At 40.8% G+C, this 13,181-nt stretch carries 16 protein-coding genes; 12 read left to right on the top strand and 4 right to left on the bottom strand.

Translation table 11 applies throughout. The features are described 5' to 3' along the window. Positions 1–2 precede the first annotated feature (2 nt). From xthA to rlmA, 3 genes are read left to right on the top strand one after another with little or no spacing between them, the layout of a single operon-like run. Positions 3–812: an exodeoxyribonuclease III gene (gene xthA / locus PP2015_RS07105; RefSeq protein ID WP_058029606.1), complete on the top strand. Its 810-nt coding sequence runs from the start codon at positions 3–5 to the stop codon at positions 810–812. A gap of 14 nt (positions 813–826) precedes the next feature. After that, the gene (locus tag PP2015_RS07100; RefSeq protein ID WP_128724844.1) at positions 827–1,456 is read left to right on the top strand and encodes an energy-coupling factor ABC transporter permease; all 630 of its coding nucleotides are present in this window, start codon (positions 827–829) and stop codon (positions 1,454–1,456) included. Further along, the gene (rlmA, locus tag PP2015_RS07095) at positions 1,453–2,253 is read left to right on the top strand and encodes a 23S rRNA (guanine(745)-N(1))-methyltransferase (RefSeq protein WP_058029605.1); all 801 of its coding nucleotides are present in this window, start codon (positions 1,453–1,455) and stop codon (positions 2,251–2,253) included. The genes PP2015_RS07100 and rlmA overlap by 4 nt, the downstream gene beginning before the upstream one ends. A gap of 74 nt (positions 2,254–2,327) precedes the next feature. Here the strand turns inward: rlmA and yfbV are convergent, their stop codons facing one another. Continuing rightward, the gene (yfbV, locus tag PP2015_RS07090) at positions 2,328–2,780 is read right to left on the bottom strand and encodes a terminus macrodomain insulation protein YfbV (RefSeq protein ID WP_058029604.1); all 453 of its coding nucleotides are present in this window, start codon (positions 2,778–2,780) and stop codon (positions 2,328–2,330) included. Positions 2,781–2,934: 154 nt separating this feature from the next. Here yfbV and PP2015_RS07085 point away from each other — a divergent pair, with 154 nt between their 5' ends. From PP2015_RS07085 to PP2015_RS07055, 7 genes are all read left to right on the top strand, one after another. Next, a complete protein-coding gene (locus PP2015_RS07085; protein ID WP_058029603.1) occupies positions 2,935–4,134 on the top strand; it encodes an acetate kinase in 1,200 nt (399 codons plus the stop codon). Beyond that, positions 4,134–6,290 carry a phosphate acetyltransferase gene (gene pta / locus PP2015_RS07080; protein WP_058029602.1) on the top strand — a complete coding sequence of 719 codons (2,157 nt, stop codon included), beginning with the start codon at positions 4,134–4,136 and terminating at the stop codon, positions 6,288–6,290. The genes PP2015_RS07085 and pta overlap by 1 nt, the downstream gene beginning before the upstream one ends. 100 nt (positions 6,291–6,390) lie before the next feature. Next, entirely contained in the window at positions 6,391–6,771 is a 381-nt protein-coding gene (locus tag PP2015_RS07075) for an ACT domain-containing protein (protein WP_058029601.1), read from the top strand. Next, positions 6,771–7,280, top strand: a complete 510-nt coding sequence (locus PP2015_RS07070) for a PTS glucose transporter subunit IIA (RefSeq protein WP_058029600.1) — start codon at positions 6,771–6,773, stop codon at positions 7,278–7,280. Before PP2015_RS07075 ends, PP2015_RS07070 begins: the two co-directional genes overlap by 1 nt. A 9-nt stretch (positions 7,281–7,289) precedes the next feature. Continuing rightward, positions 7,290–7,634, top strand: coding sequence for an ArsC family reductase (locus PP2015_RS07065; protein ID WP_058029599.1), 345 nt, complete (start codon positions 7,290–7,292; stop codon positions 7,632–7,634). Continuing rightward, the gene (gene dapE / locus PP2015_RS07060) at positions 7,634–8,788 is read left to right on the top strand and encodes a succinyl-diaminopimelate desuccinylase (RefSeq protein ID WP_058029598.1); all 1,155 of its coding nucleotides are present in this window, start codon (positions 7,634–7,636) and stop codon (positions 8,786–8,788) included. Before PP2015_RS07065 ends, dapE begins: the two co-directional genes overlap by 1 nt. Beyond that, the gene (locus PP2015_RS07055) at positions 8,788–9,468 is read left to right on the top strand and encodes a M15 family metallopeptidase (RefSeq protein ID WP_058029597.1); all 681 of its coding nucleotides are present in this window, start codon (positions 8,788–8,790) and stop codon (positions 9,466–9,468) included. Before dapE ends, PP2015_RS07055 begins: the two co-directional genes overlap by 1 nt. Before the next feature lie 2 nt (positions 9,469–9,470). Here the strand turns inward: PP2015_RS07055 and PP2015_RS07050 are convergent, their stop codons facing one another. From PP2015_RS07050 to PP2015_RS07040, 3 genes are all read right to left on the bottom strand, one after another. Beyond that, the gene (locus PP2015_RS07050; RefSeq protein ID WP_058029596.1) at positions 9,471–9,785 is read right to left on the bottom strand and encodes a hypothetical protein; all 315 of its coding nucleotides are present in this window, start codon (positions 9,783–9,785) and stop codon (positions 9,471–9,473) included. A 68-nt stretch (positions 9,786–9,853) separates the two neighbouring features. Beyond that, entirely contained in the window at positions 9,854–10,330 is a 477-nt protein-coding gene (locus PP2015_RS07045; RefSeq protein ID WP_058029595.1) for a GreA/GreB family elongation factor, read from the bottom strand. Between the two features lie 20 nt (positions 10,331–10,350). Continuing rightward, a complete protein-coding gene (locus PP2015_RS07040) occupies positions 10,351–10,803 on the bottom strand; it encodes a hypothetical protein (RefSeq protein WP_157599074.1) in 453 nt (150 codons plus the stop codon). A 306-nt stretch (positions 10,804–11,109) separates the two neighbouring features. Between PP2015_RS07040 and ccoN the strand changes: the two genes are divergently transcribed. Together ccoN and ccoO are read left to right on the top strand one after the other, a co-directional pair. Continuing rightward, the gene (gene ccoN / locus PP2015_RS07035) at positions 11,110–12,543 is read left to right on the top strand and encodes a cytochrome-c oxidase, cbb3-type subunit I (protein ID WP_058029593.1); all 1,434 of its coding nucleotides are present in this window, start codon (positions 11,110–11,112) and stop codon (positions 12,541–12,543) included. 14 nt (positions 12,544–12,557) lie between these two features. Further along, entirely contained in the window at positions 12,558–13,178 is a 621-nt protein-coding gene (gene ccoO, locus PP2015_RS07030) for a cytochrome-c oxidase, cbb3-type subunit II (RefSeq protein ID WP_058029592.1), read from the top strand. Positions 13,179–13,181: the final 3 nt, after the last annotated feature.

Below are 13,181 nucleotides of genomic sequence, written 5' to 3'. Positions count from 1 at the left end.
TTATGAAAGTAATCTCATTTAACATTAATGGCCTTCGTGCTCGTCTTCATCAATTGCAAGCATTAATCGACAAACATCAACCTGACGTAATTGGTTTACAGGAAATCAAAGTTCACGATGAAGCGTTTCCGGTTGAAGATGTAGAAGCTATGGGCTATCACGTTTATTTCCATGGTCAAAAGGCACATTATGGTGTCGCACTGATGTCAAAGAAACCTGCTAAATCAATCAAAAAAGGGTTTTCGACTGATACAGAAGAATCCCAAAAACGTATGATTTCAGGTGTATTCGAGAATGACAAAGGTGAAGATGTGATCATTCATAATGGATACTTCCCTCAAGGTGATAACATAAATCATGAAACCAAATTCCCATACAAGCGTCAGTTCTATAAAGACTTAATGACACACTTAAATGAAAATCACACGCCTGAAGAAAATGTCATTGTGATGGGTGATATCAATATCTCACCAATAGATTTAGATATCGGTATTGGTGAGCCAAATAAGAAGCGTTGGCTGAAAACGGGCAAATGTTCATTCCAGCCAGAAGAACGCGAGTGGCTTGCGACGTTAATGGATTGGGGATTTAAAGATACTTTCCGCGAATTAACACCAGAAAAGACAGAACGTTACTCGTGGTTCGATTATCGCTCAAAAGGTTTTGATGATAACCGAGGCCTTCGCATTGATGTAGTGTTAGCGACTGAATCATTGATGGCCAAATGTGTAGAAAGTGAAATCGATTACGAATTAAGAGGCATCGAAAAGCCTTCTGATCACGCGCCAATTTGGGCCGAGTTTAAATTTTAATTAGAACTCACTCTATGTTATTGACCCCGCTTATTACCTTAATCATATTCGCGTTTACTATCGATAAACGCGAATATTTAACGCTTTGGCATAGGCCTATCCGACAAACTGGTGTACTTGCTTGTTCAGTTGTACTGGCACTGCTTTGGCAAATTAAAGCGGGGATTTTGCCCTATCTAAATATTCATATATTGGGAATAACCGCAATTACTTTGGTGCTTGGCTGGCGGTTAGCAAGTTTAAGTGCTCTACTTACCAGTCTCTTATTGCTTGCTTTTGGCACCATTCAATCTTCCGAATTTGCCGACTTTTATCTTTTTACTGCGCTACTTCCCATATTGGTCAGTTACGGCCTATTTGTGCTGTGTTACAGCAAATTACCAAGACATTTTTTTGTATATATTTTTGTCTGTGCATTTTTATGCGCAGGCTGTATTGGCGCATTCAAAATATTGTCGTCAGGTGTATATTATTGGCTAATTGATACGTACACATTCCAACAGTTATTAGATAACTATTTATTTTATGCAACGTTAATTTGGTTTCCCGAAGCCATGTTAAATGGTATGGCAATCACTTTACTTATTACTTATAAACCCCACTGGGTTAAAACCTTTTATGATAAGGAATACTTAGATAAATGACGCTAATTTATCACTGTCCGCTTTGTCAGGCTCCGTTAAATAAAACAGGCAATAGCATGTCTTGCGAAAACAGACACCAATTTGATTTCGCCAAAGAAGGCTATGTCAACTTACTGCCTGTTCAGAATAAAAAATCAAAACAACCCGGTGATAATTTAGATATGGTTCAAGCGCGTCGTGCCTTTTTTGCAACTGACCATTATCACTTTTTGAGACAAGAGATTGCCAATCTAATTTCACTATCTTCTCCTCAAACATTGCTCGATTTAGGCTGTGGTGAAGGATTTTATACGCACTTATTTGCCAATGAACTGCCCGAATGTGATGTATATGGACTCGATATTTCAAAATCAGCCGTTAAATATGCGGCTAAGCGATATAAAGAGGCCAATTTTAGTGTTGCTTCTGCTAAACAAGCACCATTTGCAAATGAAAGTATGGACTGTGTTGTCACTGTGTTCGCCCCCGTTTTTGAACAAGAATTACAAAGGCTGGTGAAGAGCACAGGTAAAGTAATTTTAGTGAACCCGGGCCCTAAACATTTATTTGAGCTTAAGTCGTTAATTTACCCTGAAGTGAATTTACATGCACATCCAGATACCCCTGCTGGGTTTAAATTAGTTAAACACCATGAGCTTGAAAAACAAATAGAGATTAAAACAGAAATCATTGAGCATTTAATACAAATGACCCCATTTGCTTGGAAGTTTAAAGAGAGTCACTATGACGCTTTAAAGGAAAAGCAGAGCCATACAATCACCCTATCATTTTATTTAAGCGAATATGAGAAGGTTTAAATAAAACTATCTTGTACACCCCCCCCCTTTAATTAAATGATTACTTTGAGGATGGGTATAGCTGAAAAGAGCAGTTAAAACTGCTCTTTTGTAAATGCTTTATCCATTTTCTCAAACATGTCTTTTAACAGTTTTGCCAAAGTTCGATAAGTGGGTCTGCGCGACTGTAATTGCATGGGCGCATCATAACCATTGGCCACCATCTTATTAAACAATTCTTGATACCAAGTATTTAAAGATGGATTAAGCGGCGTATCAGCACGCTTCCCTAGCCAAAGTAAACCTTGAGCAGGCAAAGATATAAAAAAAAGTGCAATGGCTAAAGATTGAGGTACATACTGATTTCCCAACCAATTGGTTTGTAGTACTAACGTTATCACAGCAAGTAAAGGCATTACACTGATCGCAAGTTCAGTGGCTTTTATGACTCTAAATTCTGCAAACATAGGCGCAAGCTCTTTGCGCATAGGCCATTCTTTGGCGTACTGTCGTCCAAGTTGCATTTGAGAAATGAGACTTTTTTGCATTAGGACTCCTAGAAGCTAACTATTCGGTCAAAATTGGGGTAAAATAAACAGTTATCATTGTCTATTATACCTTTGTATTACTGCGTAGCTTAAACCGCGACTTCGCTTTAAGCTTAATACGCATTTACTGTTATTGTCAAAATTGGAAATGCATATGCCCTCATCTCATGTACTGGTTTTAAATTGCGGAAGCTCTAGTTTAAAGTTTGCCATCATCGACACTGTGTCAGGTGACGAGCTTCTTTCAGGTCTTGCTGAACGTTTAGGCGAGCTAGATCCGCAAATCAAGTACAAGTTTAATGGTGATAAGCAACTTATCGCGCTATCACCAAACGATGCTCATCAAACTGCAATTGCAAAGTTAGTTGAACTAGTAAAGCAATTACAATTAGATTCAAACCTCATTGCTGTTGGACACCGTGTTGTTCATGGTGGCGAGCACTTCACAAAATCTGCATTAATCACACCTGATGTGATAGAAGCAATCACAAAAACTTCTTCACTTGCGCCATTGCATAACCCAGCTAACTTGCTTGGTATCGAAGCGGCGCAATCTGCGTTTTCTCATTTACCGCAAATTGCTGTGTTTGATACCGCATTTCATCAAAGTATGTCGCCAGAAGCTTTCTTATATGCGCTGCCTTATACGCTTTACAAACAACATGGGATCAGACGCTATGGTTTCCATGGCACCAGTCATGCTTTTGTATCGGCAGAAGCAATCAAGATCTTAGACCTTAACGAAACAAACTCCAAGGTTATTAGTGCGCATTTAGGCAATGGTTGCTCTGTTACAGCTATTAAAAATGGTAAATCGGTAGATACCAGTATGGGTATGACACCACTTGAGGGATTAGTCATGGGTACGCGCAGTGGCGATATTGACCCTGGCATTTTCAACTACCTGACTGAACAACTGAATTACTCCGCAAAGCAAATAGATACGCTCTTGAACAAAGAAAGTGGCTTACTTGGCATTAGTGAACTTTCTAATGATTGTAGAACCATTGAAGAATCTGCGGCTGACGGGCATCAGCAAGCAGCACTTGCATTAGATATATTCTGCTATCGTTTAGCAAAACAAATTGCAGCGTTTGTAGTGCCATTAGGTGGGTTAGACGCACTGATTTTCACGGGTGGCATTGGTGAAAACTCAGATGTAATTCGCGCTAAAGTCGTTGCACATTTATCTTTCTTAGGTTTAGAAATCGACAATGATAAGAACCTTGCGGCACGCTTTGGTTCTGAAGGTGTGATCACAAAGCAAACAGCGCCATGTGCCATTGTGGTGCCTACCAATGAAGAATGGATGATTGCCAACGATGCAGCAAACATTGCACAGGAGCAAAAATAATGAGCCGTAGGATAATGTTAATCCCCATCTCTACTGGGGTTGGTTTAACATCTGTTTCTGTTGGTCTCGTACGTGCGCTTGAGCAAAAAGCAGTAAAAGTAAACTTTTTCAAACCCATTGCTCAACCTCGTAAAGACGATATAGGGCCTGAGAAATCGACGGTTATTGTGCAACAAGGTTCGACTATTCAGCCTCCAATGCCTTTTGAACTTAGTTATGCTGAACAAATGATTGGTGATGGTAAAGGCAATGATCTGCTAGAAGAAATCGTTGAGCGCTTCGAAAGTGCCATCTGTGATGATGAAGTTGCGATTATCGAAGGTATGGTGCCAACTCGCCTTCAGCCTTATGCTGGTCGTGTTAACCGTGAAATTGCACAAACACTTGGTGCAGACATCGTATTTGTATTAACACCAGGTAATGATACCAACGAACAATTAGAAGATAGATTAGAAATAGCATCTGGCAACTACGGCGGCATAGATCACAGTCGTGTACTGGGATGTATTTTTAACAAAGTAAATGCTCCGCTTGATGAAGAAGGACGCGCGCGTGCTGATTTAGTTGATCAGCATGAACCTGAAGAACTTGAAAATGAAATGAACCGTTTGGCGTCATTACCTATTTTCAGGAAACACCCGTTTATGTTACTTGGCGCAATTCCTTGGGACTTCGATCTAGTCGCGCCACGTGTAGCAGACTTAAGTGATTACCTAAAAGCCGAAGTGATCAATGCCGGTGACATGGCCCATAGACGATTACGCCGTGTCACCTTTTGTGCCCGAACGGTATCAAATATCTTGAATCACTTTACCCCGGGTGCGCTACTGGTTACACCGGGAGACCGCTCTGACGTGTTAGTGGCAGCGTGTTTGTCAGCTATGAATGGTACCAAGTTAGGTGCGATTTTATTGACGGGTGGTTTTAAACCTGAACCACGCATCATGACTTTATGTGAACAGGCAATGGAAACGGGTCTGCCAATTCTAGCCACTGAAGCTGATACTTGGCGTACATCTTTGTTACTTCACAACTTTAATATGGAAGTACCAAGTGATGACGAACAGCGTATTGAAAAAGTAAAAGAGCATAATGCTGCGAACATCGACTCAGATTGGTTAGATACTTTAGCCAAAGACGTTGCGAAAACACGCAAGCTTTCTCCTCCTGCATTTAGATTCTTGTTGACCGATTTAGCGCGTCAAGCAAAGAAAACCATTGTGCTTCCTGAGGGCAATGAACCTCGCACTATCAAAGCTGCTGCAATTTGTGGTGAACGTGGCATTGCCAAAACTGTACTATTGGGTGAAAGAGAAGAAATCGAACGTATTGCGCTTCAACAAGGTGTAGAGCTCAACGAAAACGTGATTATTAAAGATCCGAATGAGATCCAAGATAATTATGTTGCACCTATGGTTGAATTGCGTAAGAACAAGGGTCTTACCCCTGTGGTTGCTAAAGAGCAACTGCAAGACAACGTTGTTTTAGGCACTATGATGCTCGCTGAAGACGAAGTCGATGGCCTTGTATCTGGTGCGGTGAATACCACAGCGAATACTATTCGCCCTCCTCTTCAGCTCATTAAAACTGCGCCGGGTTCATCTTTAGTCAGTTCTGTGTTCTTTATGTTACTACCTGATCAAGTATTAGTTTATGGTGACTGCGCTATTAACCCAGACCCTACTGCTGATCAACTTGCCGATATCGCCATTCAGTCAGCTGACTCTGCTGCGGCATTTGGTATTGAGCCACGAGTGGCCATGATCAGCTATTCTACAGGTGAGTCTGGCCATGGTGCTGATGTAGATAAAGTGCGTGAAGCCACTAAAATTGCTCAGGAAAAACGTCCAGATCTTGAAATTGATGGCCCACTACAGTACGACGCAGCGATTATGGAAAACGTAGCTCGTAAAAAGGCTCCAAACAGTAAAGTTGCAGGTAAAGCAACGGTGTTTGTATTCCCAGACTTAAATACTGGTAATACGACTTATAAGGCAGTACAAAGAAGTGCTGAACTGGTAAGTATTGGTCCTATGCTTCAAGGTATGCGCAAACCTGTGAACGACTTAAGCCGTGGTGCACTGGTAGAAGACATCGTTTATACGATTGCGCTTACGGCTATTCAGTCTAAACAATTAGCAGATCAAACAAACTAACTCTGTTTGTACAATTGTAAAACTTAGCTAAGTGTTGAGGGTTTAACTTTTTAACACTTAGCTATACTATAGACATATAGCCCAATAAACATAAGCGACTATGTCAAAGCAAACATTACAATTGTTAAAACAGGACTTTTCAATACATAGCCTTGACGTTGACCAAACAATTCCTAACCAAGTGTTAGCGTGTGATATTTTCTTTATTTCTAAAACACTTGAAGAACTCTCTATTGTTTGCCCTTCAGATATTGAAGTTGATAGTTTTGCCACTGAAGCACATTGGCGAGCATTAGAAGTGATAGGTCCACTTGGTTTTTCTTTAACAGGGATCATGGCCAATATATCTGGTGTATTAGCAAATGCTAAAATCTCCATTTTTGCCATTTCCACTTATGACACTGACTATGTTTTAGTCAAAGAGCAACAAATTCAAGACGCAATTAATGCGCTGAAAAAAGACGGATACACGGTTCTTTAATGCAGTTTTCTCAATCAATTCCTTTTGCGCCTATCAATGAAATTGTTGACCCAGTTTTACATCTCGCCAGTCCGTTTAGCGGCAAAGTACAGTCTTTGAAACAGCACCCGCTTTCCCTATTTTCTTCTGGCATGATTGGAAGAGGCGTGACTGTAGAGTTGACCCAAGGAAAAGTTACCGCGCCATTTGACGGTAAAATTGAACAAGTTAAACGCCATGGCTATGAGATTATATTGGTTGCAAAAAATGGCTTGAAGTTACTTATTCATATTCAGCCACCTTCAGAACAAGCCAATACAAGTTTGCAAATAACCAGTGCCTTTGGCAAAAAAGAAGTCAAGCAAGGTGAATTACTTGCTTACTTCGAAACCACGCACCTAGAAAAACCACTCCTCGGCAGTTTACTTATTGTTAACGCAGATAAATTAGGTCCTTGCTTTTACCCGTTGAAGCAAGTGCGTGCTGGGCTAGACCCACTCATTACAATTACTCAAAACCAGAATATTTAAGAGGCTCTTATGATCACTATGTATGGCATTCCGAACTGTGACAGCATTAAAAAAGCAAAAAAATACCTTAGTGACAACAATATTGAATTTACTTTTCATGACTACCGCAAAGACGGCGTTTCAGAAGAGTTAGTGACTGAATTTTGTAAAAATTTAGGTTGGGAGCAAGTATTAAACAAACGCGGAACAACCTACCGTGCTTTATCAGATGATGAAAAGAGCAACCTATCTGAACCATCTGCCATTACTCATTTAGTTGCGGCTCCAGCGATGATCAAACGCCCTATTCTTAAGGTGAATGGTAAACTACACCTTGGTTTTAAAGCAGCCCAGTATGATGAGATTTTCGCTTGATGGGCAGTCAAAATAATACACCTCAACATTCTGAGGTTGTTTCACTAGCCCAAGCATTGATCCAAAAGAAATCAGTGACTCCTGAAGATGCTAACTGCCAAGCCTTAATGAACGAGCGTTTAGCTAAACTTGGTTTTAACATTGAAGAGCATTTTTTTGTCGATACATTAAATACTTGGGCAAGGAAAGGCACTGATAGCCCACATTTTTGCTTTGCAGGTCATACTGATGTTGTGCCTACAGGCGATGAGAATGAATGGCAACATCCTCCTTTTGACGGTGTCATTGAAAATGGCATATTACATGGCCGTGGTGCCGCTGACATGAAAGGGTCACTGGCGGCTATGGTGGTTGCAACTGAGCGGTTTGTAGAAAAGCACCCTGAGCATAAAGGCTCTATTTCGTTTCTAATTACATCGGATGAAGAAGGTCCATTCATTAATGGCACCACAAAGGTAGTCGATCTACTTGAAGCAAGAAATGAAAAAATCGACATGTGTTTGGTCGGTGAGCCTTCTTCTCGTGACCGACTGGGTGATGTAGTCAAAAATGGCCGTAGAGGTTCTTTAACAGGACATTTAACTGTAAAAGGCAAACAAGGCCACGTTGCATACCCCCACTTAGCGCATAACCCTATTCATGCGGTGTCTCCTGCTTTGGCAGAGCTGAGTCAAACTGAATGGGATAAGGGCAATGCATTTTTCCCGGCAACCAGCTTTCAAATATCAAACATTCAAGGCGGCACTGGCGCATCTAACGTCATCCCTGGTAGTGTGTATGTGCAGTTCAATTTTCGTTTTTCAACAGAATCAACGGTTGAACAGCTACAACAACGCACAATCGCAATCCTAGATAAGTTCAGCTTAGAATACGACTTAAACTGGATTGTAAATGGCCTACCATTTTTAACTGAGCCTGGTGAATTGCTTGATGTGACTTTGGCTGCCATCGAAGAAGTAACCGGTTTGCCGAGTACACCAGAAACAACTGGCGGCACATCCGATGGTCGTTTTATTGCGCAAACTGGCTGTAAAGTTATAGAGCTCGGGCCAATTAATGCGACCATACATCAGGTTGATGAACACGTTAGCTGTGATGATTTAGACAAACTGGCTTTAGTTTACGAGAAGATACTCGAGAAGTTACTTAGCTAATGACTTTATCTGATATGGCCGCTTGCGCTTGCGGCCTTTCTGAAGCGCATTTGACCGAATACAAAGGCAAACAACTTCATCAAGGTATTATCGATGATTTTCTAGATTTAGAATTAGCCGCAAAGAATGCTGGGTTCGATTTAGAAATTGCATCTGCTTATCGCAGCTTCGAACGTCAATCTCTTATCTGGAATAACAAGTTTTCAGGTAAACGCCCTATTTTAAATGCGAATAACGGACCTGTTGACATTGCCAACCTCTCAGAAATCGAGATTATACAAGCTATTATGCTTTACTCGGCGATGCCTGGAGCTAGCAGGCATCACTTTGGTACTGACCTAGATGTATTTGCTCCTAACCTATTAAAGCCCGGTCAAACATTACAGCTCGAACCATGGGAGTATCAATTTGACGGGCCTTTTTACACGCTTAATATCTGGCTAGACAAGAACCTTTCTAAGTTTGGTTTTTACCGACCTTATGAGGAATTCAAAGGCGGTGTCGCTAGTGAACCTTGGCATATAAGCCACATAGCATGCAGTCAAGATTTGTTTGAATATCAGAATATTGAGAATATTAATCAAGCGCTAAAAGCATCAAATGTATTTGGTCGCAATACACTTATTGAAAATATGCCTAGTCTATATGAGCGTTTCGTGAGTAATGTTTGCGAGTTATAAAACTAACTCGCATTTCCCTCAATTAATGCAAGTAAGTGCTTAAAAAACTCTTCTTTTCCAAAGATTTTAAATCCAGTTTCACTTAACACTAAACGCATCTGCACTCGACTCCTCGACTTCATATAGCTAAACCTAACTTCGTTTTGAGCATAAACTTGGCAGTGTATCTTAAGCGGGCTCTCTCCCATAACCTCTATGTGCGTATCTCGCTGTAAATCATTTAACTTAGAGCAAATTGGTACTAATCCATGAGAGTTTAGTAGTTCGCATAAAAAGTCTAATTGCTCGTTGGCTTTTGGGGTTATTTCCGATGACATAGTTAATAAGCTTAAGATTACATTGGTTAATATTAAACCACAGATTTAAATAGGTGTTTTGATATTAATTAAAGAATTTTTGTAATTTCGAATTCCTGTGTTGCTCCATGCATAGTCCATTCAAATTCATCATGCACTTTTTTATTCATGAGCACCTTACCAAGTGGCGATGCCGGTGTGATTGTCCAAACGACTGTATTTTTTATATCTAGTTTCAAACCGCCTTCTGTAGGGCCAATAAAATACCAAAAAATATCACCCTCTTCGTTCTCACAACTTACTAAACTACCAATGACAATCGATTCAGAAGGACACAACTCATAAATGCTATCAAAAGCTTTAATTGCTTTATGCGCATCGTCTACACGTTCGCTCTGGCCCTGAGCTAGATAAGCCGATTCAATACTTAAAGAATCATATTGTGTTTCGGCGGCACTTTGTTCGTGCGTCGCATCTTCTCTCGCAGAATTTGCTGCTTGTACTGCCTCTTGAAGTTTTGCTTCAAGTGCAAACTTTAAATATTCGATGAAATGCTGTTTGTTCATATTTTTTACTGCTTAAATGCTCAAATCATTGGTAATGTAAGGCTAACTTGCTTTATAACGTCATCAATTGAATAATCAATAACGACTTGCCAGACCATATCGTCGGTATCACATGCGCCAACAATCCCCTGAGTTATGTACGTATCGTTATTTATTTGAGAGAAGAATAATGGAATATAGCCCATATTCATTGACTTGCCGTCAATTTTGGCACTCCTGATCTCAAAGGACCTTCCTTGCTCTACTCGAAGACGAATTAAAAACTCAGATTCTGCTTTTAACCTCAAGTTATCATTGACCCAAAGTGTAACACCATCCGCTAAATGACAGGTTGAAACGTCAATGCAGTTTTGAGGAGGAAGATAACTTTCACTTTTTTCTGAACTTTCATGTATAATTGTATCTGAGTCTGAACAAGCAATTGCTAACAGGCTCAAAACCAATATAAAGAAGTGATTAAAAGTCTTTGTCATACTAGTTTTAGGTTGGATTTTAAAGGGCAAGTCTAAGCTTTTCTAAAATTGAACGCTACTAGAAGCCGTCATTATTTGCGATAACTGCAAAAAATTGATTGATGTCATGATTTCACTTCTTTTAGGTATCTTTTTTTTTGCAAAAAAATTACTATTACCATGCAAAAAAAAGGGTTTCTCGAGCTTGTTTTTTAAGCGTTTTTATCAAATTTCAAACGTTTTTATGACGAGTTTGTGAAATAAATAATAGGGCCTGCTTGCAGGTAATTCATTTCTAATCGCAACAATTGCAGCGGAATCCAGAAAATGAGCCAATCAGTAGCATCACAATCTGAGTACAACTACACGGTTGTACGCCAATTCGCTATCATGACAGTGATTTGGGGCATTGTTGGTATGGGTGTAGGTGTGCTTATTGCAGCACAGCTTGCTTGGCCAGCTTTGAACTTTGACACTCCATGGTTAACGTACTCTCGACTTCGTCCGTTACACACGAACGCTGTTATCTTCGCATTTGGTACTAGTGCGCTATTTGCAACATCTTACTATGTTGTTCAACGCACATGTCAAACGCGCCTTTTCTCTGACAAACTAGCCGCTTTCACCTTCTGGGGTTGGCAAGCTATCATCTTAGCTGCAGCTATCACTCTTCCTCTTGGTTATACAAGCGGTAAAGAATATGCTGAGCTTGAGTGGCCAATCGATATCGCTATCGCGGTAGTTTGGGTAAGCTATGCAGTCGTATTCTTCGGTACTCTTATCAAGCGTAAAGTATCACACATCTACGTAGCTAACTGGTTCTACGCTGGTTTCATCATTACTGTTGCTGTTCTTCACATCGTTAACAGCATGGCGGTTCCTGTATCTCTGGGTAAATCTTATTCAATTTACGCGGGTGCAGTAGACGCAATGGTTCAATGGTGGTACGGTCACAACGCAGTAGGTTTCCTACTTACAGCTGGTTTCTTAGGTATGATGTATTACTTCGTACCAAAACAAGCAGGTCGTCCTGTTTACTCTTACCGTTTATCAGTAGTTCACTTCTGGGCACTTGTTTCTCTTTATATCTGGGCTGGTCCTCACCACCTTCATTACACAGCATTACCTGACTGGACTCAGTCATTAGGTATGGTTATGTCTGTAATCTTATTCGTTCCATCTTGGGGTGGTATGATTAACGGTATCATGACGCTATCTGGCGCATGGCACAAACTACGTACTGATCCTGTTCTTCGTTTCTTAGTTGTTTCACTGTCTTTCTACGGTATGTCAACGTTCGAAGGCCCAATGATGGCTATCAAGTCTGTGAACGCATTATCACACTACACTGACTGGACAGTTGGTCACGTACACTCTGGTGCACTTGGTTGGGTTGCTATGATTTCTATCGGTGCAATTTATCACCTAATCCCTGCACTATTTGGTCACGGTAACATGTACAGCGTTAAGTTAGTTAACACGCATTTCTGGTTACACACTGTGGGTGTAGTTCTATACATCGTAGCTATGTGGATCTCAGGTGTAATGCAAGGTCTAATGTGGCGTGCAGTTAACTCTGACGGTACGTTAATGTATAGCTTCGTGCAATCTCTTGAAGCATCTAAGCCTTTCTACATCATGCGATTTATTGGTGGTGTATTCATCGTAGCGGGTATGTTAGTTATGGCATATAACGTTTACCGTACAGTTGCAGCGAAGAGCGGTTCTTTAACTGCCGACGCTAATACTCAAATGGCTTAAGTGGGGTGTAATGTATGAGCAATAATAACTCTACCAACAAACATGAGATTGTCGAAAAGAACGTTGGCCTTATGGCGATCCTAACTGTTTTCGCAATCAGCTTTGGTGCACTTGTAGAAATTACACCACTGATGTTCCAAGACGATACGACTAAACCTGTCGATGGCCTACGCCCTCTTACAGCTTTAGAAATGGAAGGTCGTGATATTTATGTGCGTGAAGGTTGTTACAACTGTCACTCACAAATGATCCGTCCTTTCCGTGACGAAGTTGAACGTTATGGTCACTACTCTGTAGCTGGTGAATCTGTTTGGGATCACCCGTTCCAGTGGGGTTCTAAGCGTACTGGTCCTGACCTAGCTCGCGTTGGTGAGCGTTACTCTGATGACTGGCATTATGCACACTTAATGGACCCGCGTTCAGTGGTTCCTGAGTCAAACATGCCAGCTTATCCTTGGTTAGATGAAAATGTACTAGATGGTAAAGACACAGCTAAGAAGCTTGAAGTATTCAAAGGGTTTGGCGTGCCATACACCGATGAAGACATTGCAGGCGCAGCAGAAGCAGTTAAAGGCAAGACAGAAATGCAAGCCCTTATTGCTTACTTGCAGCAACTTGGCACTCACTTGAAGTAATTT

Origin of the sequence: Pseudoalteromonas phenolica (assembly GCF_001444405.1) — a bacterium.
Lineage (GTDB): Bacteria > Pseudomonadota > Gammaproteobacteria > Enterobacterales > Alteromonadaceae > Pseudoalteromonas > Pseudoalteromonas phenolica.
The sequence above is the reverse complement of the archived record's forward strand: the minus strand, read 5'-3'. Positions and strand labels throughout refer to the sequence as shown.

Excerpts from the sequence above, each read along its gene's own strand:
- rlmA (WP_058029605.1), top strand. The coding sequence starts at position 1,453 with ATGACGCTAATTTATCACTGTCCGCTTTGTCAGGCTCCGTTAAATAAA.
- PP2015_RS07065 (WP_058029599.1), top strand. The coding sequence starts at position 7,290 with ATGATCACTATGTATGGCATTCCGAACTGTGACAGCATTAAAAAAGCA.
- dapE (WP_058029598.1), top strand. The coding sequence starts at position 7,634 with ATGGGCAGTCAAAATAATACACCTCAACATTCTGAGGTTGTTTCACTA.
- yfbV (WP_058029604.1), bottom strand. The coding sequence starts at position 2,780 with ATGCAAAAAAGTCTCATTTCTCAAATGCAACTTGGACGACAGTACGCC.
- ccoN (WP_058029593.1), top strand. The coding sequence starts at position 11,110 with ATGAGCCAATCAGTAGCATCACAATCTGAGTACAACTACACGGTTGTA.
- xthA (WP_058029606.1), top strand. The coding sequence starts at position 3 with ATGAAAGTAATCTCATTTAACATTAATGGCCTTCGTGCTCGTCTTCAT.
- PP2015_RS07070 (WP_058029600.1), top strand. The coding sequence starts at position 6,771 with ATGCAGTTTTCTCAATCAATTCCTTTTGCGCCTATCAATGAAATTGTT.
- PP2015_RS07075 (WP_058029601.1), top strand. The coding sequence starts at position 6,391 with ATGTCAAAGCAAACATTACAATTGTTAAAACAGGACTTTTCAATACAT.
- pta (WP_058029602.1), top strand. The coding sequence starts at position 4,134 with ATGAGCCGTAGGATAATGTTAATCCCCATCTCTACTGGGGTTGGTTTA.
- PP2015_RS07100 (WP_128724844.1), top strand. The coding sequence starts at position 827 with ATGTTATTGACCCCGCTTATTACCTTAATCATATTCGCGTTTACTATC.
- PP2015_RS07045 (WP_058029595.1), bottom strand. The coding sequence starts at position 10,330 with ATGAACAAACAGCATTTCATCGAATATTTAAAGTTTGCACTTGAAGCA.
- PP2015_RS07055 (WP_058029597.1), top strand. The coding sequence starts at position 8,788 with ATGACTTTATCTGATATGGCCGCTTGCGCTTGCGGCCTTTCTGAAGCG.
- PP2015_RS07040 (WP_157599074.1), bottom strand. The coding sequence starts at position 10,803 with ATGACAAAGACTTTTAATCACTTCTTTATATTGGTTTTGAGCCTGTTA.
- PP2015_RS07085 (WP_058029603.1), top strand. The coding sequence starts at position 2,935 with ATGCCCTCATCTCATGTACTGGTTTTAAATTGCGGAAGCTCTAGTTTA.
- ccoO (WP_058029592.1), top strand. The coding sequence starts at position 12,558 with ATGAGCAATAATAACTCTACCAACAAACATGAGATTGTCGAAAAGAAC.
- PP2015_RS07050 (WP_058029596.1), bottom strand. The coding sequence starts at position 9,785 with ATGTCATCGGAAATAACCCCAAAAGCCAACGAGCAATTAGACTTTTTA.